Origin of the sequence: Schaalia canis (assembly GCF_003858455.1) — a bacterium.
Classification (GTDB): Bacteria; Actinomycetota; Actinomycetes; order Actinomycetales; family Actinomycetaceae; genus Pauljensenia; species Pauljensenia canis.
Window position 1 is genome coordinate 95,551 of the sequence record NZ_RQZF01000005.1, and the last position, 25,648, is coordinate 121,198.

The window sequence follows — 25,648 nt, forward strand, 5'->3', positions numbered from 1 at the left end:
TAAAACGCTTACATTTAGGTGACTTTCACGATTAGGCTTATCTCATGGCACATTCACCGTTGGGACAACCCGCACTCCAGACCGCCCCTGCGCGGTCGAAGATGTCTGCCTGGCAGACTGTGGTGCTCAACGACGCCGTCAATCTCACGACCTACGTGTCGCATGTTTTTCAACGACATTTCGGATACAGTGCCGAGTATGCCGATCAACTGATGTGGCAGGTACATGACCACGGACGCGCCGTGGTATCAACGGGATTACGGGAACGAATGGAGGCTGACGTGCTGGCCCTCCACGCCTACGGGCTACGAGCACTGTTGGAACCAGCGCAATGCTAGGGGAGTTCCGCAGAAGCGTTGGCGGATACACCACCAGTATCAGCAGTGACCTTAACCATCTGCTGCGCCGACTTATGAATGAGACACTGGGGATTCTTGACGAACCCGCCCCCCTGTCAGAGATCGTCGTTGCCGTCACCGAACCCGAACTCACCCGCGAAAGCCCAGATTCGCCAACCCTGAGCCGACTCCTCCCGGACATGTCAGAAGACAATGACACGGCCATGGAATTGCGCGCTCTTACCGAGGACTACCTGCGTGCGGAGAAAAGCGATCGAATCCGCTGCGTCCTTGACCAACTTGAGGAGATCTCCCAAGCGGGAACAACAAAGATCTTCGTTCATCACGAGGCCGTGTGGGAGTGGCTTTCGGCACTCAATGACATGCGTCTAGTCCTCGCTGAGGAACTTCACATCGTTACCGACGACGACGCTGAACGCGTCCACCAACGCGCCCAACGGGGCGATAACTCACGAGAAACAATGATGTCCGTTGTCTACGAATGCGTCACGTGGTGGCAGGATTCACTGCTACAAGCGATGCAGGCGGGCATGAAATAGAACTACTGTCCATATATGGATAACGCGCCCATTGGTATTTTCGACTCCGGTCTTGGAGGACTCACAGTCGCGCGCGCCATCATCGACAAACTCCCTGACGAAGACATCCTCTACCTGGGGGACACCAAGAACGCCCCCTATGGGCCCCGCCCCATCGCCCAAGTCCGCGAAATGACCCTTGCTGGACTGGACGAACTGGCCTCACGCGGCGTCAAAGCCCTCGTCATCGCCTGCAATACCGCCACCGCAGCCGCCCTCTCGGATGCGCGCGAACGATACTGGATTGACGCAGGCATCCCCGTCATTGAGGTGATCACGCCAGCAGCGCGGGCAGCCGTTGTTGCCACACGTAACCGCCGCGTCGGCGTGATTGGTACGGAAGCAACTATCCGCTCCGAGGCCTACGCTAACGCCCTCGCTGCCGTGCCTGACCTGACAGTATTCACCCAAGCCTGCCCCCGCTTCGTTCCCTTCGTCGAACAGGGCATTACCCACGGGGAAGAACTCGAAAAGGTTGCCCGCGAATACCTTGAACCCCTACGCGAGGCCACAGTTGACACCCTCGTCCTGGGCTGCACGCACTACCCCCTTCTCACGGGCATCATCGGGCGAGTCATGGGCGAAGGCGTCACCCTGGTGACCTCGTCGGAAGCCACAGCCAACCTCACGTACAACACGCTTGTGGACCGAAACATGCTCCACGAGCCGCGCTCGGGGGCAACCGAGGCCCAATACCGATTCCTCACCACCGCCGAGGAAACCTCATTCTCCCACCTGGCTCGACGTTTCCTCGGCCCAGAGGTCGGCCAAGCAGAGCGCGTGTGCGTGGAAGGAACCTGCTGATGAAACTCACCGTCATTGGGTGCACAGGCTCCATGTCCGGCCCCAAATCAGCGGCCTCCTGCTACCTCGTCCAAGCCACCGGCTTCGACCCGACTACCGGGACTGAACGCGTCTGGAACGTTGCGCTTGACCTTGGCCCAGGGTCCTTTGGCGCTCTATGGAAGCACATTGACCCTTCCGACCTGGACGCCGTCATCTTCTCGCACTGCCATGCTGACCACATGGGGGATGTCATCTCCTTGCACGTTCACCGCCGCTGGGGGCCCGCGCGAGGCAAAGCCCCTCTGCTGCTTGCAGGGACAAGCAACCTCCTTGACCGCATCCGCCAGATTGACGGCTGCCCTCCCGACGAGGACTACGCCCTCGACTTTCGCATCCACACCCTGCAAGCGGACGAGATCCTCGAATGTGGCCCCCTGCGCATCACCCCTGTTGAGGGCTGGCATTCGGTGCCCTCCTTCGGCGTGCGCGTCGAAGGCCCCAGTGAACACACTGCTCACCACGAGACAGCAGGGACGCAAGAACCCTCAACGGTATCGATGCTCTACACCGGCGACACGGACTTGTGCCCGACCATGATTGAAGGCGCTCGCGGGGTGGATCTGCTGTTGTCAGAGGCTGGCTTCACCCAGACTGATGACGTTGAGGGCATCCACATGAATGGCGTGAAGGTCGGGCGCTTGGCATCGGAAGCTGGAGTAGGGCAGTTGGTCGTCACCCACATTCAGCCCTGGACTGATCCTGCCGTCGTTGTTGACGAGGTGCGTCAGACATGGTCTGGCCCGCTTGAGGTTGCCGTTTCAGACGCCGTGTATGCCTTGTAGGACTCAGGTGAATTGTTGAATGCCCCACGACTGGGGATTGTCGCTCACCCATCGTTTGAGTAATTCGATCACCTGGCCGGTAGGTGTCTCAGGCCCCGATAGGTGGGTCCGATGTCGCAGAAGAATACGACGCACACCCAGGGTTGGTAAAGGAGTCAAACGAACCTGCTCAGGGATGGCATCCCCCAGAGCCAAAGAAGGCAAAACCGTTGAGCCTAAACCAGACGCCACCATCAACAGTGCCGCCCCGTAGTTGTAGTAGGTATGCACCGACCACATGGGATGGGCAATCCCATGTGTTAGACGCATCGTTGCCTTCCCGCCCGCAGTGTCTGCAGGCGTGCGCAGCCAGGTCAGTGCCGCCAGATCGTCCTCGGAGCTCACTGCCGGTGCGTGAGAAGGGGTGGCCAGCACCCACGGCTCATCAAGAAGCAGAGTGTCTGTGAAACCACGAGGCGCAGGCCCTGGTGTGGCGTCGCGCTCCAAGGCCAAAATGTCGATGCGCCCAGCGCGCAGAGCTGCCATTGCGGGTGTTTCTTCAACCTCACTCAGGCGTAAGTCAATGCCGGGAGCAGAGCGTGAAAGCTCCCCGAGAAAAGGAATGAGTACGGACATAATAAGCGTCTGGAATGAGCCGATGTCGACAATGCCTGTGACATGTCCAGCCATGGGGCTCAGCGCGCGGGTCACGTCAGAAAGCTCAGTTTCAATACGCTCTGCCGATTGGGCCAGAATCATCCCCGCCGGAGTGAGAATTGCGCCACTGGGAGTGCGCTCAATGAGGTCAAGGCCGACCTCTTCTTCCATCTTGCGGATCTGTTGAGAGACAGCGCTGGGGGAGAGGCGAAGAACGTCCGCAGCAGCGACAATACCGCCTTCACGTTGCACGGTGAGCAGGAGTGGTAGGCGACGTGGATCAATGTGCATAGCGAGCTCCTGTGACCTCCAACAGTGGGTTAAGCATTTCTTAACAAGCAGTGTAGGTTAATTCTATTGTGCTGTAGGTCGAGTGGTCGCATCATAGTGTGCATGACAGGGCTTCTTACACAGGTTTTGGTAGTGATGGGCTGGGTTGGCGTCGCATGCTCGCTGCTCGCCTACTGGAGCGTATCCACCGGCCGCATGGCTGGCGACTCACTGCGATACCAAGCCCTCAATATTGCCGCCTGCACGATGCTTGCAGGAGCATGCTTTGTCACCGAAGCATGGCCCTCCATGGTGACTAACGGCATTTTCATCCTCATTGGCCTGCACATGTCATGGAAGGTGCGCGATCGCCTCGCCATGCGCCTGCGTGAGGTGCGTGGACGCACCCTCTCTGCCATGAAGCGCGTGTACGTCCGGGCGGCGTGAACGCCGAGTTTTAGTCACACAAACGGCGGCACGCCCCGCCCGCTCGGTCTTTGCTTCCTGCAAAGACCTCAAAACCCGACCAGGCCCTGGCGCGCCGCCGCCCGTGTAGCTGGGGTGACGTAAAGAACCCGAGCTTACCGGGGCTGGTGATACCAAAGTCCAAGGAGGTGGGCCGTCTGTGCCCACTCGCCTTCGCTTCGCCTTGGCTCCTATGCCGAACCGCGCTGCAAACGCCCCACCTCGTCGGCTTGACTGTGTGGTGCACCACCGGGACCGCCATGCCCACCCGGCCCCATGCCACCGCTGGCCACGCCCGTCGTCACCGTGGTGCTCACACCGTCAACCACTACTGTCACCTCAGCATCCGTGGGAACATTCGCAGCAGCGTAGAGCAGATTGGCAAAGGCCTTCTTCGCGTTGAAGGTGGTGATCTCGGCCCCCGCTGAATCACGAACGACAACTGTGGAACCTGCCGCTGCCGACACATTCGCCGACAACCACCCCAGGTCACCCGCGCTCGGTGCCATCGCCATGCCAGCCGAACCAGCAGCCAGCAGCGTGCCACCCGTCAGGGTAAAAGTGCCATCAACATCAATGGTGCCATTGTCGTCATTTTGTGGACCCCAGGCCACAACCGTGCCACCGGAGATCGTCAGGTCGCCATTGGCATCCAATGCGTCGCCTTGTGCATCAAGTGTGATCGCACCCCCGGAAATCTCAACATTGACTGTGCCCGTACTCGCTGAGCCGTTGATCGCATCATCGCTGGATACCACCGAGATCGTACCGTCACGCAGGGCAATAATCTCTGCCTCCAACCCCTCAACGCTTGAGGCCACGTCCACATGTGCACCGTCCACGACGAGGGCAATCTCCGCATGAACCCCATCGTCAGCAACCGTCATGGTCATGTCGCCGCCGCTCAGACGAATGGAACCGTCTGAATGCAGACCATCTTCTGCTGCTGCGATGCTGTACGTACCGCCCTCGATAATGGTGTAGACGCCAGACTTCACGCCCTTAGCGGACTCCCCGTCGGCAACGCTCGATTGCGCTCCACCACCCGCACTCAGCGCAAAAGCACCACCGGTGATAATGACATCGGTGTAGGCGCTCAACGCATCCCCCTGGGCATCAACCGTCACATCCCCATTGGAGATATGGATAAAGCCCTTGGCCGGATCAGTATCCTCATCAGATGTCACACCGTCACCGCCAGCAGTGACAGACAGTGTCCCGCCAGAGATCGTCACAGAATCTTTCCCGCGCACGCCGTCATCGACGGCCTGCACCGTGAGTGTTCCTGAGGTGATGACAAGGTCATCGGTGGCGGCAAGAGCGTCATTACCGCGACCGTTGATTGTCAGTGTTCCTTCGCCGGTAACAAACAGACTTGTGTCAGCGTAGATCGCGGCATTCGCTGCAGAAGAATCTGCATAAGAGGACGCATCGGCCACCTGACTACTGCCCTCAAGAACCAGAACGGCTTCCGCCGCGCTGCGCACGTCAATGGCGCTGCCAGCAGTCGTGTCGATACTGAGGTTATCGAGAACGAGGACAACGCTGGCGTCGCTTGGAGCATCCACCACCACCTGCCCGCTGTATGAGCCAGAGAGCCGGTAGACCCCGGCGGCGGTGATGGTGGTGAGCCCGTCAGTGATTGTCACTGGCGACGTGCTGCCTGAACCATGTTCGGCTGCTTGGTGGGAACTCTGAGCAAGAGCACCCGAGAACGTGATTGCTGTGCTTTCCTGTGTGCTCCAGTTGTGGGTGTCAAGGGAAGCAGGGGTTTCATTTTCTGCGAGGGCTTCTTCTGCACTCGGTGGCGAGTACACAGACGTTGCGCCACTCATTGCGCTGTGTGCGCTGACAGATGCCGAGGTTTCGGCGGTGGTGCCATCGGAAACAGCCGCAGTTGATGTGCAGGCTCCAAGGGCCATCGCTCCGACGGTAAATGCAATGAGAGCTGCGGTAGAAGCACCGCGCGAGGATGAGCGAGTCAAGGGAATCATGAGTGTTTCCTTCCGATGATGTGGTGTTTTACGAGGCAAGGGCCGTGAATTGATTCAACGGGTGAGATTCAGGGAAGTGACGCAGGATCGTCTGGTGCCAGCGATTCTGCGCAAGCTCGGGACGCATCACGCATAAAGCGGTGGCGTATTTGGAGATACGAGTCGGGCGGATACCGCGGGACCAGAGCAGGCGATCAAGAGAGCTGGGTGCCGAAGGCGATTTCGTTTCGATAATGACCAGCGAAGGATTGCGATAGATTCCGCCGCCCGCATGGGCCTTCCCGGCTGGGGTGCTCCACGCTAAGCCCGTGTCGATGGTGGCCCTGGCACTGTGACCCCCGTCGGTTCCGTGCGATTCAGAGCCTGGTAAGAGCAGGGTTGAGCGTTGAAAAGTGCCGTGGAGACTCGGGCGTAAGGCGGCAACATCCACTGGGCATAAAGCTCGTTCAAGGTGTTCATGCACCCACACCAAGGCCGGAAGATTCAAGAAGGATCTCCGAGCTAAGTCAGCAGGGTAGGGGAGGCGTTCCTTCGCAGTTCGCCCTCGTGTTCCCTGGGTCTTGACCTCAACGAAAGCCGTGTCTGAATCCCGGTAGTGTCGTATCCGCACTTTGAAGCGACGCCTATGACGGTGAGCCGCAGCGTAGAAGGACTCATACGCAGGGGTGTCAAAGTAATGGGAGGCGTAGGTGTGAGAGCGCACGTCCCCAATCTGTAAGACCTGAACAGGGGCGTGGCCTGCTGACCGGTGAGATAATTCATCGAGGATCTGGGTTGCTTCAGCCGCGCACACGGCATATTTGCGATCCACCCGCGAAAGCAGGCTAGCCTGAGCATTGAGTTCATCAAGCCCAATGGGCACCAATTGCCCAAGGACGCTGTCAAAAGTGCCAGTGTCACAAATAGCAGTGTCACGAATGGCAGTGTCACAAATAGCAGTGTCAAAGGTCAGGGCCGAGTTCATGGTCAGGCTCCTTTCTGCCTGAGGTAACGCACATCCACAAGGGTGGAATCATCGACATAGTCGAGGCGAACGACGCTTGCGCTGATGACGCGAACCCCCAGGCGCTCGCTGAGAACGTCAACGAGGGTCGCCTCGTCGCTGATAGCCCGATCAAGCTGCACCTGTTGCGAGCCGTATCGGCTGAAAAACGCGCTATCGGTCAAAGCGAGGGCTGCAATAATGAGAGCCACTCCGACAAGCAACAGCGGGGTGATGGAGGCACTCATACCTGTCAGCAGGCCAATTGCGAGGGACGCAAAGTAGTAGGCGACCTCTCGCTGGCTGATTTCTGTGGAGCGCAGGCGAATAATTGACAGCACACCGAAAAGACCAAGACCCAGGCCGGCGCTCACCGTGGACGACGCTAAGGTCATTGCCACAGCAAGGACACCGATGTTGACTCCCAGGAAGGCAATCACCAGGTCAGCGCGTCGATGACGCGGGAAATACACACCGAAGACCAAGATGGCGATTGCCACCAGATCTACTGCGATCAGCGGAGCATAAGTGTGAAGAAATGTTGTCATTGATGAACTCCTTTCCGGTGTTGCACCTATTGAGCCGGGCGAAGTTATCAATCAGCTGTGAAAGCCTTAAGTTGGGTGTATGAGGGTAGAGAGCTGCCCTTGAACCTGTCAGAATCAAGGGGTGACACATGCTCATTCATATGTCCGCCCAGATGGTTCACCGGCGCGGATCCTTGTTGTTGATGACGAGAAGGCCCTGTCGGACCTTCTCGCTCAAGCCTTGCGTTACCACGGCTGGGAACTGGCAACGGCCAATAATGGTTGGGAAGCACTTGACCTTGCACGCCACTATCAGCCTGACGCTGTCATCCTGGATATTCAGATGCCGGGTTTGGACGGCATTGAAACCCTTGCCCGCTTGCGTAAAGCTCAACCTCGGTTACCGGTCCTTTTTCTGACCGCACGCGATGCCGTGGAGGACCGAGTGGCAGGCCTGCGTGCAGGTGCCGACGACTACGTCACTAAGCCTTTTGACCTGAACGAGGTTGCCGCCCGCGTTGATGCCTTGCTGCGCAGGAGCGGCATGGCAGAGGCCGTAGCGGAGGCTGTTTTACAGGTGGGGGATTTGACCTTGAATGAGAACTCCTACGAGGTTGCTCGCGCTGGAGAGGCGATTACCCTGACGAACACCGAGTTTGAAGTGCTGCGTTACTTGATGGAAAACCCCAATATTGTCCTGTCGAAGTCGCAGATTCTTGACCGAGTGTGGTCCTACGATTTTGGCGGGCAAAGTAATGTCGTTGAACTCTACGTGTCCTACCTGCGTAAGAAGATCGACAAGGGCAGGGCCCCCATGATTCATACTGTGCGTGGGGCTGGATATATTCTTCGTCCCGCTCAGGAAACGCCATGACAAGCGTGTCACAGATGGCTGACGAGGCAGACGCCGCATCTGAGAAACAGCCGCGTTCCTTGGCGTCGCGCGCTGGAACCTACATGGCGCTTGTCCTGGTCATTTCCCTGGTCAGTTCCGTCAGCATCGTCTTATTCATGACTCGCTCGTGGATGGTATGGCAACTCGATGATGCTCTGCGTCTAGACGTGCAACGCCTCGTGGAAAACTACAGCGATTCTACGGATTTCCTCAGTGAGCTTGCCGCTCCAGATGACGGGCTCGTCGGGGCCTTGTCTAAGGAGGGACCTCAACGACGTTTTGAATCCGGCCGTGATGCTCCCCCAGAGCCGGAGCGCTCCGAGGGAAACCTGTACCTTGTCGTTGATCAGGAAGGCAGTCACGCTGCTCTCGTCCAACGTTTCCGGGTTTTCACCCCGCCAGAGCAGGATATCCAACAGCTCGCAGCTCTCACTGCCGCCCCTCATCCCCAGGACGTTGAGCTTCCTACCCTTGGGCACTTTAGGGTGATCGTTCACGAGGCCGAGGGCGCGCGTTTCATCAGCGCCAAAGGAAGTGGCGATATCACCCGCGTCATGATGGGGAGCGCCGCTAGCGCTCTGGCGATTCTTCTCCTTTCCCTTCTGCTTGCCAGCATTAGTGTGCGTCGCTGGGTGAAAAAAGAACTCCACCCCCTTGGTGAGGTCGTGTCTGTCGCACGGAGGGTTGGCGGCGGCGTCCTCGTCAATAATGACGATATGCGTACCCGCGTTGACACTCGGGGCCTTCAACGTGGTAGCGAGGTTGGGGATGTCGGCTATGCGCTCAATACGCTGCTCGACAATGTCGAAGAGGCTTTTGCTGCCCGCGATGAATCTGACAGGAAGCTCCGCCAGTTCATTGCCGATGCCTCCCATGAACTACGCACTCCTATTGCCTCTATCCGCGGATACGCGCAGCTCATGGGGCAACATGCCATTGACAATGACAAGGCGCTTGAACGCATTGGCGCTGAATCCGCGCGCATGTCTGAGCTGATAGAGGACCTGCTGCTTCTGGCGCGCCTTGATGCTGGGCGGAAGGTCACGCGCGAGGAGGTTGATCTCATCCCCTTAGCAATTGATGCGATCTCTGATGCTCACGCCGCTGAACCTGGCAACGATTGGCAGATTCTAGTGGACGCTGAGGCCGCTGATCAGTGCACTATCACGGGTGAAGAATCCGCCTTGCGTCAAGTGTTAGCGAATCTTTTGTCCAATGCGCGCGTGCATACACCTGTCGGTACGCGGGTGACATGCGAGGTTGCCCGCGTGGGCGACAGAGTGCTGATCCAAGTCAGTGACAATGGGCCCGGAATCCCACCGGAACTACAGGCGAAGGTCTTTGACCGCTTCATCCGGGGGGATGCGTCGCGGGCACGGCTTAACCAGGGGTCTTCTGGGTTGGGGCTCTCCATTGTCCACGCCATTGTCGAAGCTCACGAAGGCACGATTCGCCTGACAAGCACCGATGCGGGGACCACAGTGACCGTGAGTTTCCCAGCAGGTGGCTCGCTTTAGAGCGAACATTACAGGGCGAGGTGCTCTCGCATTGTGAAGGATAAGGGGTGCGTATCGGTGGCGTGTTGTGATGGAGATGGTGTGTTCATGTGTGTTCGGGGTGTGTCGAGGCCGAGTGTCTGTGCAAAGCCCTGCGGATGAGTTGAACGATTCCGAGGATAATGCGTGCAAGACCCCATAAAAGGATGCCGAGGGCAAGGATGCTTGCTGTCCAGGCGGCGACTTTCTCGGGGAGATAGAACAAATCAGTCATAAGGACATACACAAGTAAGGGCGGGGGCACGGTGAGGCCGATGATGATGGCGAGCCCGTAGATGACGTGCCGTTGGGGTTTGGTGTTGGGGTCTTTGAAGTAGCGGTAGTGGGGGTTGTGTCTGTTGGGGTCTTGTTGGAGGTACCAGTATTTCCAGGCGTTGCCGAAGGTGAAGAAGGCGTAGACCAGGAGGAAGCCTGTGGGGATTGCTTGGGGGGCTATTCGGCCAATGACGCCGGTGATGACGGCGGTGATGACGATCGGCATGGTGATGCGGATGCGGCTGGTGCGGTGTGCTCCTGCGAGGAAGACTCCTGAGGCGATAAAGGCTTGTAATGCGATGAAGAAGGGCTCGACGTTGGGCACGATTGTGGGCCATAGGGCTGCGATGCTTACTGCGGCTGTAGCGGCGAGGAGGTGTTGGGGTTTGGGGCGTGTGATCTCATGATCGTAGGTCCACCCAAAACGGTGCCTCTTCTGTGGGGTGGGCTTAGTGGAAGGCGGAATGATGGGTGGGGTCTGTTGCTGGTTCATGCGTGTTCGGGGTGTGTCGAGGCCGCGCGTCTACGCAAGGCCCTGCGGATGAGCTGGACAATGCCCAAAGTGAGATGGATCAGGGCAAAGAGTAAGCATCCGCCCATGAGGAGGGCAAGGAGGATGCTCCCTACAGTGCTGCTGTAGAGGCCAAGTCCTTCAAGTCCAACCAGTGTTGCGCCTCCGACGAGGAAGACGGGTGGAGTGAGGAAAAGCGCGTAGATGATGTGTTGTTGGGGTCGGGTGTTGGGGTCTTTGAAGTAGCGGTAGTTGGGGTTGTGTCTGTTGGGGTCTTGTTGGAGGTACCAGTATTTCCAGGCGTTGCCGAGGACGTAGAAGGCGTAGCACAGGAGGAGTGCTGGGATGGTGTTGAGGGGGTAGTGTCGGATGCTTATTGCGGTGATGATCAGGGGTAGGACAACGAGGGCGCGAAAGCTGATGGCGTGGTTGCGGTGTGCTCCTGCGATGAAGGTGCCAGAGGCGGAGAGGGCTTGGACGGCGAGGAAGAAGTAGCTGGTGTTGGGGATGATGGCGGGGAAAGTGAGTGCTGTTGCTAGGGCGCCTGCTGCGGTTGTGAGTGTGAGGGGGGAGGGGCGGGTGATGGTGCGAGTAAAAGGAACAGTAAAAATCTTAAACATGGTTCTTTCTTAGGGGTTTTGGGGATCAGGGAGGAAGTGACGTGATGTTACTACTGGTTCTTCTCTCTCGTACTTTATGGTCACTTGGTATGAGCCTGGTATGCCTTCTCGGGTGCCGTCAAGGCTGTAAATGTCATGTGCGTTGAGGGAACGAATATCGCCGTATCTGTACACGTGGTTGTCGGTTGGGAAGGGGTGTCTACCGCCTTTGGGTACTTCTGGTAGGTAGGATCCTTCCACGTGTGGTGCTGTGGGGGACAGGTGCGGGTGCAATAGCGTTTGGCGGTCAATGCTCCCGCCCGCACCTGTGGCACCTGAGACGAGCATCCTAAAACCTAGTGATCTGTTGTCGAAGCTTTTAAGTGCATTTTCGTCTGTGGGAGGAAAGTAGCTCTCGATTCCGTAGGCTGTTGCTGCGTCGAGTGCTCCTTGGGTGGCGCCAATCCCAACATCAGCAACTAAACGAGGCACATGATGATTTCCTACGAGAACTCGGTTGATTTTCGCGCCTGCCATGCCTGTGGTTGTTGAGGTGAGGTAGTTGAGTCCTGCTTGTTGGAAGGATTGTTTGCGGAAGATCATGTCGCCGATTGGTTGTGCAAGGTTACCGACGGTTACTTCAGCAGTTTTGCGGGCAACGAGACCACCTCCCATCTTTGTTACACCGGCTGCTGCCCCCCACCAGCAAGACCTCCAACACCGCCAATAAGAGTATCGATGGCGAGTTCTGTGGGATCAACGAAACCGTTCTCGTACTTTTGGACGAGCGCGGAGGATCCTCCACCAATCAAAGCACCCGACGCCGCTAGGAGAGCAATTCCGGCAGGACCACCAACGCCGGTGAGTAGCAAAGCAACGCCTACAACGATAGCTAACGTTCCAAAGATGTACGCGCCGTAAGTGTCGAACCATTGCTTTGCCTCTCCGAGGAAACCAAGCCCGTAGTAGTTGTTGTAGGCGTTCAGTTGGGCGTCTGTTACTGGCCGTAGGCCCAGGGGGTCTGTGGTGTTGAGGGGGTTGTTGGCTGCGTAGTTGTAGGGGTTGGCTTCCCAGGTGCTTCCCGCCAGGGGTGGTAGTGGGTCGCGTGTGAGGAAGTGGCTGGTTGTGGGGTCGTAGGGGCGTGCCCCCATCCACTCCAGCCCAGCAAGGACAGGCGTGCCGGTGCTACTGATCTGCAGGCCCATTACACCCGAAAGCTCTCCCAGGGCAGGTGCCGTCCACGGATTAGCTGGGTCATGCCAGCGGCTGGTGCGCCACGAAGCACCCCCAGAACACCCCGCCTGCCCCTCCGCCTGAGGCTCCACCTGAGCGCTCCTACTGCGGATTCCCCCCGCCTGGCATGTGCATGAGAGGAACACCATTTACGCCAGTCAAGGACGGGTAGAGGCTGGCACTATCCCAGGTTAAATCCACATCATTAACAGAGTTGAGTTCTCCTAGCCCATCAACCCACAGGCGATGGGTCACGGGTGATCCGCCCGCAGGGCGCTTAGTGATTTCGGCAAGCCAATTACGCGCATCCCAGGCGTAGTGCACGCGCTTGCCGCTCGCACTTTGTGCGCTGACGCGGCGGCCTTTCTGATCATAGGTGTAGACGGTTGAGTCTCCACCAGAAGTCATGCGGGTCAACTGGGAGGCCTGGTCGTACTCGAAAACCGTCTCAACGCCATCACAGAGACTGCGAGTGAGCCGCCCAGCCTGGTCATACTCCCACTGGTTGAGTGTGCCAGCACTACTCCTGACCTCACAAAGCTGGTGTGCATCATCGTAGGCATAGGTGTAGATGACGCCAGCATCTTCAACCGTGCTCACGCGCCCCCACACGTCGTAAGAAACCCGCGCGGACCCGCGCGCAGCGTCAGCCTCGTCCTGCCAGTGAGCGGCCAACCAACCAGCCTCGTAGAGCCAGTGGCGACTCCCCTCAGAGGAGTTGGCGCGCAGCAAGCGCCCGGCCTCGTCGTAGGTAAGATCTACCCGCCCAAGGGTTGGGTGCTCTACGCATGTCAACCGTCCGGTCTCGTCATAGGTGTAGGTCGTGCGTGCTCCATCGGGGTTAATAAACGCACTGCGGCGGCCATCGCGGTCATACTCCCAGCGCGCAACCCTCACCTGCCCGGCACGCTCATGTGTGCGCGACACCAGACGCCCCGCATGATCGAACGCAAGCTCATGCGTCGTCGCACGCCCATCCGGGTGAGTATGGTCAAGCAGACGCACCGTGCGCGCCACCAAGTCACGCTCCACGCGAGTCAACAGCTTCCCATTCGCATACGTGGCCACGCGCTCACCCGCAGCGTTGTACTCAAAAGAGAGCTCCACCCCGTCTGGCCCCATCTGAGTCACGAGGCGACCAGCCGCATCGTAGGAGGCGCGGGTAACATTCCCCAAAGGATCAGTCAACGCCACAAGACGCCCAGCCACATCATACTCACGCCGACTAACCCCACCAGCAGGATCAATCACCACCCGCAAACGACCCATTACGTCATACTCATAGCGAGTCGTGCCACCCACCCCATTCACTGCCCGAACGAGCTGACCGGCCTGGTCGTAGGAGAAGCGCCGTACACCCGTCAGCGGCTCGCGTGAGAACACCACCCGGCCACACAGGTCGTAACGGTACTGACTGCGCCCCACCCCCGGAATCGACGCCTCCACGAGGCGCCCCACCGGATCGTAAGAGAAGCAGCTTTCCTCACCCGTTGGGGAAATCCTCTTGGTCACCCGCGAGCAGAAATCGTACTCAAATGTGGTCGTACCGGCCACGTCATGCACGCCCTCAACACGCCCACACGCGTCGTAGGTGTAGCGCACGCTCACGCCCTCAGGGCTGATGCGCTCAACGACGCGCCCCGCCAGGTCACGCCGGAACAGTGTCAACCCGCCGTCCGCGTCAAGGAACTCTACCGGGTTGCCAGCCAGGTCGTAGGTGACGATGCCCTCGTCTCCTGCCGGGCCGCTCCACCGCGTGGGTCGACCGTACTGATCGAACTCCACACCATAATCGGGGCTCTTCTGATCAGCGGAGATGGCGGGAGTGGCTGCGTCGGAGTTGGCTGTCACACCAGAGGCCCCCAGCGCATTGGGTGGCGAGGACGCAGGGCCGTGCGCCCAACGCTGAGACACGCCTGTCGGGTCAGTGGAGCGCGCAAGATTACCCATCTCATCCCACTCGTGACGCCACAAGCCACCATCAGGAGTGCGCAGCTCATGCAGGCGCGAAAGAGCATCATGAACGAAGGAGTACTCCGCACCATCCGGCAACAGCAAAGACTCAACATTACCGCAGTCATCAAAGACGCGGCGCGTTGTGCGGCCCAGTGGATCAGTCACCGACACGGGCTGGCCATGCTCGCCATAGGTGACAGACGTGCGCGCCCCATACGGGTCAACCGTCGCCACAAGATGTGAACCCTCAAACTCATAGGACCAGCGGGCGCCGTCAGGATGCTCTACAGCCACACAATGACCACGCTCGTCGTACTCCAAACGGGTCACCGCACCGTCAGGAGCCACCGCCTGGCATACGCGGCCAGCCTCGTCACGCATAAAACGAGCACAAGCCCCCTGGTCATTCGTCACTGACACCAGGTCTCCGAAGGCGTCATACCCCAAAGAGGCACTCACTCCCATCGGGTCAACAATTCGGCTCAGTAGGCCCCGATCCCACGTCAGTGAGGTCTGCCCGCCCATAGGATCAACGATGACACTCGGGTGGCGCTGCGTATCACTGTCATAGAGGTAACTCACCTGCCCGCCGCTGCCCGTGACCATGCTACTCAAGCGGTCATGCTCATCCCACGCGAAAGTGAACTCCCCACCTGAAGGTAAAACGGTGCGAGTGCGTCGGCCTCGTTGGTCGTACACGTGGACCGTGACCTGCCCGTCACGGTTCGTTGCAGCAACGAGGTTCCCACAGTTGTCGTAGCTCATCGACTGGCGATTACCATCGGCGTCGATGACGCCAACCAGGCGGCCCTGAGCGTTGGAAATCCACGCGTTTGCGCGGGATCCGCTCTGGTCAGCGACCTCAGTGACGCCACCAGGAAGATAAGAGAAACGCACTTTGCGGCCAAAATCAGTTACCTGAGAGACAACCCTGCCCACCTCGTCATAGGTGTTGGTCACCTCACGCACGCCATCGACAGAGAACACCTGCTCAATGAGCCCCTGAACGCCCAGAATATAGCGGCGCTCGCCCAACTGGGAACTCACCCCAATCAGGCGAGAATCATCGTCGTAGTGGTAGTTCAGTTCGCGGCCATCGCTACCTTGCACCTTGACACACAGGCCATTGGTGTACTCGCAGGTGATGCTCCGCCCACGCTCATGAACTAAAGCTTGAATCATCCCATCCTCGCGGCGCTGGGCGCACACAAATGTCCCCTCGCCGACACCAGAACCTAACCATGCACCCCTGTAGTCGTAGAACCAGCATGACCCCTGATTATCGGAAACGACGAAGCACTCATCGTCATGTGCGGGAATAAAACCTCGTACAAAATCGGGCACATGGTTGACCGGAATACGATCACACCAATAATGATCCTGGACGGCACGCTCAAAACCCCGGCCAAAACGAGGAAACAAAATGTGGCGGCCATCATCGCGCACCCAGCGGACCTGCTTGTCCTCAAGACATAACTGCTGGTCAAGGACCGAGGTCCAATGCGGTCCAAAGACGCCACCACTATCCCCCACAGAGTTATACATGCGCGTGAAAGCCAAACTCACGCAGCCCCCTGTGAAGACGAGATCCACCTCCGGCTCAATGAAACTACCCGATGCCGCATTCACCGGGTCAAGGACATAGCCTGTCGCTGGATCAATGCCGGCCAACGTGGGGGCAGTGATATCCAAAGGAGTGCGAGCAAGTGCAACCCCCTGCGCTTCCAAAGCGGCAAGGAGGGCAACATCCGACAGAGAAACAGGGAAATCGCCGCCTCCGCCGGCCTCTTCGAATGCTTGAGCGACCACGTTGAGCCATTGGGCATCTGCACGGTTGTATTCTAACCAGCGGCGAAGATTTTGGGTAAGGTCCCCGATATCAACCGACCCATACTGGCAGCGCGACGGGTACTCATGAAGATCAGCGATCAAGGCATCAACGCCGGTGATACGATCACATGCCGCGTGAATAACTGTGGCTGCAGAACGCAGACGCGCAGGGTAAGCCGACGATATCCCCATTCGAGCGATCGACCCCGTCCGCGAATGGTCACGAATGTGAAGCACCATCAAATGCTGGCCTGTTGTCGTAGGAAGGATCTCCGCAGGGAAGGGAGGAATGGTCGTGCCGGCGAACCAATCCCAGATGGTAGACCACCAGTCTTCATGCTCTGCCATGTACGCACGAATATGAGCGCGACGCTTGTTCTCCTTAATAACCTCCTGGATTAGGTAATCAATCCGGTCTGCCACAATCCCTAGCACAAAGGACAGATTCATCCCGTCAATACGAGCGTGGTGCATGTTGTCGGCAAAGACCTGAGAGAAAGCCCCTTCGAACCCCTCGCCGGCAGTGCCTTCAGCACCAGCTCGGGAGACCTCATAATCGTCGATCTTCCGCGCCATCCACCGCAGATTGCACACCAGCTCGGAAGCAAAACCAAGATCATAAGCAACATCGGTTTGGTAGTCACCAAAATATGACACGTATCTTTTCTTTCCCCTTAACACAATTGCTGTGATCAGCATATCGAGGACGGAGCAGTTGAGAATAGCTTTTCGGTGACGGGAGTATGCAAGAAACCCTGAAAACTACGCCGTTAACGCCTCAATAATTCGAGGGGTCAATGCGCGAAAAGCAATGCCGCGGTGGCTGATCGCGTTCTTTTCCTCAGGGCTCATCTGTGCCGTTGTCACTTCAAAGCCCTTTGGAACAAAGATTGGATCGTAGCCAAAGCCATTCTCGCCACGACGTTCACGTAGCAGCGTGCCCTCCACCGTGCCGTATTCGACGAACTCGCGCCCATCAGGAAGCACCAAAGCGGCGGCCGACACGAAAGCTGCGCCACGGTGTGCCTCGGGCACATCAGCTAACTGTGCCAGCAGCAGATCAAGGTTGGCTGCGTCATCCCCGTGGCGTCCACTCCACCGAGCCGAGAAGATCCCCGGAGCGCCGCCCAACACATCCACTGACAGGCCAGAATCATCCGCAATCGCAGGCAGGCCCGTTGCCGCACACACAGCCCGAGCCTTCAACAGGGAGTTCTCTGCGAAAGACACCCCATCCTCAACCGGATCAGGCAGGTTGAACTCGGCCATGCGGGCCACCACACCGGGCTCGAAGCCCTCCCAAGCGGGGGCCAGGATCGCCTCAAGCTCTTCAATCTTGTGGGCGTTGTTCGTGGCAAAAACCAGGCGCGCCATCACAGGCCCCCGGTCACGCGCTCGCCTGCGGGAGCCTCCAGCACTCGCTTTTGAATCTCAGCCAGCTCCGCATTCCCCACAGTCGCCAGATCCAGCAGAGCATTGAGCTCGTCACGGTCAAAGGTGTTGTGCTCGCCCGTGCCCTGCACCTCAACAAAAGCGCCCGTGCCAGTCTGCACGACGTTCATATCCGTGTCAGCGCGCACGTCCTCAACGTAGGGCAGGTCCAGCATGGGCACGCCGTCAATAATGCCCACCGACACGGCGCTCACCGAATTCGGCAAAACAGGCTTCGTCGCAGAAGGAACGATCAGTCCTTCCTTACGACCCCACTCCACGGCCTCAGCCAACGCAACATAGGCGCCGGTAATTGCCGCTGTGCGCGTACCACCGTCCGCTCGCAGCACGTCACAGTCCAAAATAATGGTGTTCTCACCCAGCGCAGCCACATCAATGCAGGCACGCAGGGAACGTCCAATCAGGCGCGAAATCTCCTGGGTACGCCCACCCACCTTACCCTTGACAGACTCGCGGGAGGAACGCTGCTCAGTTGAGCGCGGCAGCATCGAGTACTCGGCGGTCACCCAGCCTTCCCCGCTGCCCTTACGCCAGCGGGGCATGCCCTCGGTCAGGGACGCCACGCATAGTACGCGCGTATTGCCGAACTCAACAAGGACGGAGCCCTCGCCAGTGCCTGACCAGCCGCGGGTCATCGCAATGGAACGAAGTTGATCGGGGGTGCGCCCATCGGCGCGCGAAACAGAGGTAGTCATGCCTCAACGTTAGCTGACGCGCTAGCGTTGGTGTATGCACTCCTACGCACCCCTTGTTCGCGGACATCTAGACCCGCTCTCTGCCCTGCGTGAAAGCCTGAACCTTCCTGCGCTTTTAGCCGACTATGTGCATGGGCGCGCTTTGGCTGAGATTCTTCCCACCCCGATGCGTGAGTCCGTGACGCCCCAGCGTATCGAGGTGTGCGCGGTGGCGGGCGGGCGGGTGCTCCTATCTGCCGAGACAGTGAACGAGGACGGTGTGCGTGGCGACGAACTCGACATCCTACACGTCGACGACGGCGCGATTTGCCTTGCCCCCGTTGACCTCAACGAGGCACTCCAACGCGTGCACGCCGGAGCAATGCTGGCCCTGCTGGGGAGCGACACGGATGCGGTCTTGCACCTGGCGCTCATGGAGGACAAGCCGTGGGGGCCAGGGAAGAACGAGGCCGGAGGCGCGCGCCAGGTGAGTACCGGGAAAGAGAACCCTACCAGCAACGAGGCTGCCGTCGTGGGCGAAAGGGAGCCTCGCATGCGATGGGAGACACTGCGAACCGTCGGGCATTTGCTCTCTGATGACGACACTCAAAAAGCTCTGATGGCTACCGCGCTCGCGGCCTGGCATGACCAGATGCGTTTTTGTCCGGCGTGCGGGCAACGCCCTGAACCGTGGGCGAGTGGCTGGGTGCGGCGCTGCCCGGCCTGCGGGCATATGGAGTATCCGCGTCAGGACCCTGCGGTCATTATGACGGTGGTGGATCGTCTTGACAGAGTGTTACTTGCGCACAACCGGGCGTGGTCGGATCGGCGCGTGTCGGTGCTGGCGGGCTTTGTTGACGCTGGTGAAGCCCCTGAGCGGGCGGTGGTCCGGGAGGTGTGGGAAGAGGTCGGCCTGCGGGTGGCTGAGGTAGAGACTGTCGCTACTCAACCGTGGCCTTTCCCGCGTTCTCTCATGTTGGGCTATCACGCGCGCCTTGACGAGGGCGATGCGGGAAGTGAGCAAGGAGCTGCTGGGATGGCTGTTCCGATCCCCGACGGTACGGAGATTGAATGGGCGAGCTTTTACTCGCGTGGGGAGTTGGTTGAGGCGGTGAGATCTGGAGACATCGTCCTTCCAGGCCCGTCAACAATCGCTCATGGGTTGTTGCGGCGCTGGTTTGGTGGGGCGCTGCCAGGGTGTGAGTAGGCGCGTTGCCTGCGGTTAAGTGGGCATTACTCCAAAAGCGGGGAAGGCATGGAGAATAGACCTATGAGCGCTGTGCACCCCGAACAACTCCTTGATGCCCTTGACGAGGATCAACGCCGTGTTGCTATGCAGGTTACCGGCCCTTTGGCAGTGCTCGCGGGTGCAGGCACAGGGAAAACTCGCGCCATTACCTACCGAATTGCCCACGGGGTGGCCCTTGGTGCTTTCGATCCGGCAAACGTCCTGGCTGTCACCTTCACTACCCGCGCAGCCGCAGAGATGCGCCTGCGCCTGCGTGACCTGGGTGTTCCTGGCGCTCAAGCGCGGACCTTCCACTCCGCGGCGCTGCGCCAGTTACGTTACTTTTGGCCGTCTGCGATCGGCGGGCGGGCCCCTGACATTGTTGAGCGTAAAGCCTCGTTGATCGCTGCGGCTGCGGCACGCACAGGGATGCGCAGTGACAAGGAAGCTGTGCGTGATTTCGCCGCTGAGATTGAGTGGGCGAAGGTAGCGATGGTGGATGCCACTCGCTATCCCGATCGGGTGCGCACCCTGGGACGTGAGGTTCCTGCCGGCATTTCAGCGACGCAGATGGCGAACCTCATGGAGGCCTATGAAGAGGCAAAAAATGAGCGCGGCGTCATTGATTTCGCTGATGTTTTGCTCATCATGGCGGGCATTCTTGAACAGCGCGAGGATATTGCCAGGGCTGTGCGGGCACAGTACCGCCACTTCGTCGTTGACGAGTATCAGGACGTTTCTACCTTGCAGCAACATGTACTTGACCTGTGGCGTGGCGACCGGCATGACATCTGTGTTGTTGGAGATGTTGCTCAGACGATCTACACCTTCGCTGGGGCAAGCCCTCAGCACTTGACGGGCTTTGCTTCACGGCATCCGGGAGCGCGCGTTGTTGAACTCAACCGCGACTATCGCTCTACCCCGCAGATTGTTGCCGTGGCCAATCAGGTTATTAATCCAGGTGGTGTCAACCGCCCGGGGGCGTTGAAGGGTGCGGTGCGTCTGGTGTCTCAGCGTCCGTCTGGTTCAGCGGTTCATTTTGACAACTACGCTGATGATGCGGCTGAGGCTCAGGGCGTTGCCCGTGCAATTGCCGACTACGCCGCCCAGGGGATACCTCTAGCAAATATGGCTATTCTGTATCGGATTAATAGCCAGTCTGAGAGTTTTGAACACGAACTCAGTCAGGCGGGTATTTCCTACGTCGTCCACGGGGGCCTGCGTTTCTTCGAGCGTGAGGATATTCGTCGTGCCCTGCTGGTTCTCCGCCGCGCTGCATTGGCGCTTGGCACCTCTGAAGAGCCTCAAGCTCCTCTGCCTGAGTGTGTTGCTGATTTACTGCGTGAGGTTGGGTGGACGAGCGAGGCTCCTGCGGCTGGTGGGGCTTTGCGGGAAAGCTGGGATAACCTCAATGCTCTTGTGGAATTGGCGAAAGATCAGGAGCAGGCGAGCCTGCCTGAGTTCTTAGCGGAGCTGGAAGAACGAGCGGAATCTCAAGCTGCGCCGGCGGTGGAGGGCGTGACCCTGTCGACCTTGCACGCCGCTAAGGGCCTGGAATGGGATGTGGTTTTCCTGGTGGGAGCTGCCGAAGGAATCTTGCCGATTTCTATGGCAACCACTCCGCGTGAGAGAGAAGAAGAACGCCGATTGCTGTATGTGGGGGTGACGCGGGCCCGCGACCACTTGCATATTTCGTGGGCGAAACGTCGTTCGGAAGCTGCTCATCGCAGTGTGCGTAAGCGTTCGCGTTTGCTAGATGGCATCTGGCCTTCCGACGATCCTGGCACGGGGAGCTCAGTGCTGCAGACTGTGAAATCCCAGGCTCGTCTGCAGAAAAAAGAAGCTCAGGCGGCTTTTGAAGAACAGGCTGATGAGGCCACCCTCGCCCGTTTTGAAGCACTGAAATCTTGGCGTTTGGAACGTGCGCGAGAGATGGCAATGCCAGCTTTTGCGATCTTCACGGATCAGACACTGCGTGACATTGCCACTGCTAATCCCACAACACTCAAGCAACTACGGATTGTGCGTGGGGTGGGGGACACGAAGCTTCAGTCTTTTGGCGGTGACGTGTTGCGCACCATTCGGGACTACTGAGCTGAAGCCCCTCTCATCGTCTGTTCGATCCGCGTTTTTCGCCGGGCTGTGCGGTGCGGGTCAGTGATTCTGTTGCGCACCCACATTCGGGGTGAGGCGACAAAGTGTGCTGAACGGCCCTCCCGTTGGGCAGGATAGTGCTCACCTGGTTATAGAGGGGGAGCAGTTCCTTCTGGGAATGATCGCCCAGGTGCCAAAAGCGTGAGAAGTTGTCGAAAAACTCTGTGAGAACAAGGGTTAAACGTGCTTGTGCTGCCGACGATAGCCGCGCCACAGGATGACTGGCGGCAGATATTTCTGCCGCGCTCAGATCTGGATCACGCCCGCTCATATGCAGGGCCAGGCAACGCGCACAGGCGCTTCGCCCTGGAATAACAAGAGGGCCCACAATGGCACCTTGCTCTCCGATGAGGATGGACAGATGCCACTCTTCGAGGGCCAGTAGGTGTCCGAGTAGTCCGTGATCGAGGCTACGCGCGCGAGTGACAATGGTGAGGTCACAGACTGGGGATGTTGAGGATTCCAGCCAGGGGTACAGGCCCTGGAAATGGGAGGTAACGCCTGCTTGGCGAGTCCTGCCAATACCGTGTGGGCCAAGCACGTCCACAATGTCGCGCCCATAAGGGCGAGGGTCAAGGATCTGCAGGAGCCCTAGGGTGCCGGTAGAGATTGCCATGTCAATAGCGGGGCACAGAGCTGACTCCATGCCGTTGAAGAGAATCCGAGGGTGCCTCATGGGGCGGGGCAGCGCGTACCCAGCGTTACGTAGGGCAATCTGAAGGGCGAGGCTTCCTGCCGGTGGGGGAGGGGGTGCAAGCGTGCCAGTGAAGGGGAAGGGTGAGATTGCGGCAGCGTGCCCCAGGGCAAGAAGCCACTGTTCGTGGTCGCGGGTGAGATCCCTCAAGACGAGTTCTCGACCCCAATCGGTTCCCACTTGGATGACCCCAGGGGCTCGGTGGATGACAGCGGTTCCGTGGCGAAGTTGCATGGGCGTTCCCCTTCATTGGTGGTTCTACAGCATTTTTATGCCCTCACCGTGGGAAAAAGAAACGCACACAGAAAACTGTGGATAACTAGCTCTTCGGAGCTGGGCGCCTACTCGTCCTCGTCACCCTTGTTGTGTTCGCCGTCATCGTGCGTGTCGGGATCTTCAGGTAGTGACGATGAGCCTTCAGGCATGTCAAAGCCTGCTGCACGCAGGCTTTCTGCTTCAGGATCATCCGCAGGAGATAAACCCTCAGCCCAGCCCAACGTGCCCTCTAGCAACTGCGCGAACTCAGCGTCCAGCGCGTCGACCTCGTCGGGTGCGGCCTCGCGCACCAGCAGGAAGGACTCGGGTTCATCCAAGTCCTGCGCGGTGGGAATGAAATCAGGGTGGCGCCATAGTTCCTCACGGCCCTCCCTGCCCTTCTCAGCCTCAACGAGGCCGAAAAGCGTGGCTGCGCCGCGTGAACGCCTCGGTCGCAAGGTCAAGCCAATAAGGTTGCCGAGCACGGCTTCAGCAGGACCACCGGAGGCGCGACGTCGACGCATCATTTCACGCAGATTGTCAGCGTGAGGAAGATAGGGGGCGCAGGCGCGAGCCGTCACCGTCTCCACCCAGCCCTCAACAAGGGCAAGCAGAGTTTCCAAACGCTCCAAAGCAGTAGCCTGCCTGGGCGAATGGCTCTGAGCGAACACGCCCGATGCCATCGCTGAATCCATCGAACTGAGGTCCTCAGGATTCATGGAACGAGCGGCCTCAGCAATGGCCTCGGTGTCAATAGCAATCTCGCCGCTGTAGGACTCAACCGCGTGAATAAGATCGCTGGCCAACCACGGCACCGATGCAAAGAGACGATGGTGAGCGCACTCGCGCACAGCCAGGAACTGTTGGACTTCCTCAAAAGGAGCGTCCAAGCCGTCAGCAAAGAGCGTCACATTGTGGGGGACAAGGGCTGTCGTACCAGGGGCGCATAGGGGCAGGCCAATGTCAGTTGATCCGAAACACTCCTTCGCCATGGCGGAAAGCGCATGACCCATCTGAGTGGCGAACACCATTGAGGCAAGCTTGGGCATCATCTCGCCAGCCTGACCAAGTAACGCAGGCACGCCGCCTGGCAGCATCGCAGCCATTTGAGCGTCCTCCATGCCGCCGAGTTCACCGAATTGTTGTGCCAACGCATCCGAGAGCGCGCGAGCAACATTGGCGGCTACCGGCTCACAAATGCGTTTCCACGTGTCGGCGGTGTTGTCAATCCACCCTGAACGAGTCCACGTTGCCCGCTCTACCTGTCCGGGAGAAAACTCCGTCACGGCATCCAGCCACAGGTCAGCAATGGACATAGCCTGGCGAGCACGGGCAGCCTCAGCGGCCGTCACCGTGGGATCGCCACCCTGGAAGGTCGTCTGTTTGGCGAGGTCGTGCGCCATCGACCAGTTCACCGGGCCGGTGGAGGTATTGAGCATGTGGCGAAACTGGCTGAGCATGGCATCGACATTGACATCGGGCATGCTCGCGCCAAGGGCAGAAGGGTCAATGCCTTGGGCTCGCATGGAGCGCAGGGCTTCTTCTGCGGCCTCCTCACCAAGAAACTTTCGTAAGAACTCGTGGAAGGCGGGATTTTCGTCCTCGTGGAAGGCATCGCTCATACTCAAAACTCTACTGGTTGAGACCGCTCACATGCGCGCCCAAACGGTGCGCTCTATGTGCATCCACGGTCCAGAAGATTCACAATAGAACAATGTCGTACTCAACGGATGACCGCTTTTCCATGCCATCTTCGTCCCCATCTCTTGCAGGACCTGCTGTGGTTCGCCCTGAGGAACAACGACGTTATGGCCGCTGGTGGGCGCTGCTTGGCGCCCTGCTCGGCGGCTTGCTGATTGCGGCTGCCGGATCCCTGCCCGCCCCCTATGTCGTCCTCTCACCCGGCCCGACCTTCGACCTCAAGCACCACGAGGGTGAGCCTGAAATTATCGCCATCAGCGGACAAGATCCAGCAACTGGAACACGCGTGGCCCTGGACGAGGACGAGCCCGAAAATCCTGGCCAGCTTCATATGGTGACGATCTCTGAGCACGGCGGGCCCGGTACGTACCTGAGCTTCTTTGACCTCGCCCGATACTGGTTTGACGGCGTATCCCAGATCGACAACTACGCCGACGTGTATCCCACTGAAATCTCCTCCGAAGAGGTTCAAGAGATCGCACAGGCACAGATGACTTCTTCGCATTCGACTGCGTCTGTTGCAGCCCTCGAAGAACTCGGCTGGTCGGTCCCAGCGAAGGTCACCATTGTCGACGCAGTTCCAGAATCGGGAGCCGTCGGAAAGGTCAAGGAGGGTGACGAACTCGTCTCTGTCACGACTCCCGACGGCGTTGAACACCCCATCGACACCGCATCAGGCGTCTTTGCCCTGATGGGCAGGCAAGACCCCGGGACAACACTTGCGGTCACACTTCGTCGAGGTGGGGAGCTTGTCACTGAAAAAATCGTCTCTGGGGAGAGCCCTGATGGGCGCGGCTCGAAGCTGGGGATCTACCTCAATACGGATATTCAAATGCCCCTTGACGTGCAAGTACACCTTGAGGATGTGGGTGGCCCCTCAGCGGGAATGATGTTTGCCCTGAGTATCATCGACCGCCTCACCCCCGGTGACCTGACTGGTGGCGCACGAATTGCAGGCACGGGTGCCCTGAGCTACGACGGGCGCGTTGAACCCATCGGCGGACTATCCCAAAAGATCGAGGGCGCTAAGCGTTCAGGCGTTGAGTGGTTCCTTGCCCCCGCAGCAAACTGTGGCGAACTGACTGAGGCTCCAACAGGTATCAACGTTGTGCGCGTTGAGGACCTGAAGGAAGCGAGGGCAACCATTGACGCCATCGCGCAGGGAAAGACGGAAAGCCTCCCCGCCTGCTACGTCAAGAACGCAGCCTAGCCTGTC

General features: G+C 59.0%; 23 protein-coding genes. 10 read left to right on the forward strand and 13 right to left on the reverse strand.

Annotated features, from left to right (window positions below; all coding sequences use genetic code 11):
- Positions 1-44 precede the first annotated feature (44 nt).
- Genes clpS through EII11_RS06500 form a run of 4 tightly spaced genes read left to right on the forward strand, consistent with a single transcriptional unit; the run spans position 45 to position 2,565 of the window.
- Positions 45-338, forward strand: coding sequence for an ATP-dependent Clp protease adapter ClpS (gene clpS / locus EII11_RS06485; protein ID WP_124870388.1), 294 nt, complete (start codon positions 45-47; stop codon positions 336-338).
- Entirely contained in the window at positions 332-898 is a 567-nt protein-coding gene (locus tag EII11_RS06490) for a DUF2017 family protein (RefSeq protein ID WP_124870391.1), read from the forward strand. Before clpS ends, EII11_RS06490 begins: the two co-directional genes overlap by 7 nt.
- Before the next feature lie 15 nt (positions 899-913).
- Entirely contained in the window at positions 914-1,741 is an 828-nt protein-coding gene (gene murI / locus EII11_RS06495; protein ID WP_124870394.1) for a glutamate racemase, read from the forward strand.
- Entirely contained in the window at positions 1,741-2,565 is an 825-nt protein-coding gene (locus EII11_RS06500; RefSeq protein ID WP_124870397.1) for an MBL fold metallo-hydrolase, read from the forward strand. The genes murI and EII11_RS06500 overlap by 1 nt, the downstream gene beginning before the upstream one ends.
- A 3-nt stretch (positions 2,566-2,568) precedes the next feature.
- Here the strand turns inward: EII11_RS06500 and EII11_RS06505 are convergent, their stop codons facing one another.
- Positions 2,569-3,492, reverse strand: a complete 924-nt coding sequence (locus EII11_RS06505) for a LysR family transcriptional regulator (protein ID WP_124870399.1) — start codon at positions 3,490-3,492, stop codon at positions 2,569-2,571.
- Positions 3,493-3,594: 102 nt separating this feature from the next.
- Here EII11_RS06505 and EII11_RS06510 point away from each other — a divergent pair, with 102 nt between their 5' ends.
- Entirely contained in the window at positions 3,595-3,918 is a 324-nt protein-coding gene (locus tag EII11_RS06510) for a CBU_0592 family membrane protein (RefSeq protein ID WP_124870402.1), read from the forward strand.
- 209 nt (positions 3,919-4,127) lie between these two features.
- Here the strand turns inward: EII11_RS06510 and EII11_RS06515 are convergent, their stop codons facing one another.
- Genes EII11_RS06515 through EII11_RS06525 form a run of 3 tightly spaced genes read right to left on the reverse strand, consistent with a single transcriptional unit; the run spans position 4,128 to position 7,460 of the window.
- Entirely contained in the window at positions 4,128-5,930 is a 1,803-nt protein-coding gene (locus EII11_RS06515; RefSeq protein WP_124870405.1) for a carbohydrate-binding domain-containing protein, read from the reverse strand.
- Positions 5,931-5,958: 28 nt separating this feature from the next.
- Positions 5,959-6,894, reverse strand: a complete 936-nt coding sequence (locus EII11_RS06520) for a polyphosphate polymerase domain-containing protein (RefSeq protein ID WP_124870408.1) — start codon at positions 6,892-6,894, stop codon at positions 5,959-5,961.
- Positions 6,895-6,896: 2 nt separating this feature from the next.
- Positions 6,897-7,460, reverse strand: a complete 564-nt coding sequence (locus EII11_RS06525; RefSeq protein WP_124870412.1) for a DUF4956 domain-containing protein — start codon at positions 7,458-7,460, stop codon at positions 6,897-6,899.
- A 121-nt stretch (positions 7,461-7,581) separates the two neighbouring features.
- Between EII11_RS06525 and EII11_RS06530 the strand changes: the two genes are divergently transcribed.
- Both EII11_RS06530 and EII11_RS06535 read left to right on the forward strand, forming a co-directional pair.
- The gene (locus EII11_RS06530; protein ID WP_124870415.1) at positions 7,582-8,313 is read left to right on the forward strand and encodes a response regulator transcription factor; all 732 of its coding nucleotides are present in this window, start codon (positions 7,582-7,584) and stop codon (positions 8,311-8,313) included.
- Positions 8,310-9,851, forward strand: a complete 1,542-nt coding sequence (locus tag EII11_RS06535) for a sensor histidine kinase (RefSeq protein WP_124870417.1) — start codon at positions 8,310-8,312, stop codon at positions 9,849-9,851. Before EII11_RS06530 ends, EII11_RS06535 begins: the two co-directional genes overlap by 4 nt.
- A gap of 85 nt (positions 9,852-9,936) precedes the next feature.
- Here EII11_RS06535 and EII11_RS06540 read toward each other — a convergent pair whose 3' ends face one another.
- From EII11_RS06540 to rph, 7 genes are all read right to left on the reverse strand, one after another.
- Positions 9,937-10,638 (reverse strand): hypothetical protein, encoded by a 702-nt coding sequence (locus EII11_RS06540; protein WP_124870420.1) that lies wholly within the window; start codon positions 10,636-10,638, stop codon positions 9,937-9,939.
- Positions 10,635-11,276, reverse strand: a complete 642-nt coding sequence (locus tag EII11_RS06545; RefSeq protein ID WP_124870424.1) for a hypothetical protein — start codon at positions 11,274-11,276, stop codon at positions 10,635-10,637. Before EII11_RS06545 ends, EII11_RS06540 begins: the two co-directional genes overlap by 4 nt.
- Before the next feature lie 9 nt (positions 11,277-11,285).
- Entirely contained in the window at positions 11,286-11,930 is a 645-nt protein-coding gene (locus tag EII11_RS06550) for a hypothetical protein (RefSeq protein ID WP_124870428.1), read from the reverse strand.
- A 5-nt stretch (positions 11,931-11,935) separates the two neighbouring features.
- Positions 11,936-12,580, reverse strand: a complete 645-nt coding sequence (locus tag EII11_RS06555) for an RHS repeat-associated core domain-containing protein (protein ID WP_165867088.1) — start codon at positions 12,578-12,580, stop codon at positions 11,936-11,938.
- Positions 12,581-12,590: 10 nt separating this feature from the next.
- The gene (locus EII11_RS06560) at positions 12,591-16,931 is read right to left on the reverse strand and encodes a DUF6531 domain-containing protein (protein ID WP_165867089.1); all 4,341 of its coding nucleotides are present in this window, start codon (positions 16,929-16,931) and stop codon (positions 12,591-12,593) included.
- 105 nt (positions 16,932-17,036) lie between these two features.
- Positions 17,037-17,651 carry an RdgB/HAM1 family non-canonical purine NTP pyrophosphatase gene (gene rdgB, locus EII11_RS06565; protein ID WP_124870436.1) on the reverse strand — a complete coding sequence of 205 codons (615 nt, stop codon included), beginning with the start codon at positions 17,649-17,651 and terminating at the stop codon, positions 17,037-17,039.
- Positions 17,648-18,421 carry a ribonuclease PH gene (gene rph / locus EII11_RS06570; RefSeq protein WP_124870439.1) on the reverse strand — a complete coding sequence of 258 codons (774 nt, stop codon included), beginning with the start codon at positions 18,419-18,421 and terminating at the stop codon, positions 17,648-17,650. Before rph ends, rdgB begins: the two co-directional genes overlap by 4 nt.
- A gap of 34 nt (positions 18,422-18,455) precedes the next feature.
- Between rph and nudC the strand changes: the two genes are divergently transcribed.
- Both nudC and EII11_RS06580 read left to right on the forward strand, forming a co-directional pair.
- Entirely contained in the window at positions 18,456-19,607 is a 1,152-nt protein-coding gene (nudC, locus tag EII11_RS06575; RefSeq protein ID WP_124870442.1) for an NAD(+) diphosphatase, read from the forward strand.
- 63 nt (positions 19,608-19,670) lie between these two features.
- Positions 19,671-21,722, forward strand: coding sequence for an ATP-dependent DNA helicase UvrD2 (locus tag EII11_RS06580; protein WP_124870444.1), 2,052 nt, complete (start codon positions 19,671-19,673; stop codon positions 21,720-21,722).
- Positions 21,723-21,735: 13 nt separating this feature from the next.
- On the opposite strand, the gene EII11_RS06585 is transcribed toward EII11_RS06580, so the two are convergent.
- Both EII11_RS06585 and EII11_RS06590 read right to left on the reverse strand, forming a co-directional pair.
- Complete coding sequence (locus EII11_RS06585; RefSeq protein ID WP_124870447.1) at positions 21,736-22,710, reverse strand: hypothetical protein; 975 nt, start codon at positions 22,708-22,710, stop codon at positions 21,736-21,738.
- Positions 22,711-22,817: 107 nt separating this feature from the next.
- On the reverse strand, positions 22,818-24,353 hold the full coding sequence (locus tag EII11_RS06590) for a zinc-dependent metalloprotease (RefSeq protein ID WP_124870450.1): 1,536 nt from the start codon (positions 24,351-24,353) through the stop codon (positions 22,818-22,820).
- A 92-nt stretch (positions 24,354-24,445) separates the two neighbouring features.
- On the opposite strand from EII11_RS06590, the gene EII11_RS06595 reads away from it, so the two are divergent.
- Positions 24,446-25,642 carry a YlbL family protein gene (locus tag EII11_RS06595; protein WP_124870454.1) on the forward strand — a complete coding sequence of 399 codons (1,197 nt, stop codon included), beginning with the start codon at positions 24,446-24,448 and terminating at the stop codon, positions 25,640-25,642.
- Positions 25,643-25,648: the final 6 nt, after the last annotated feature.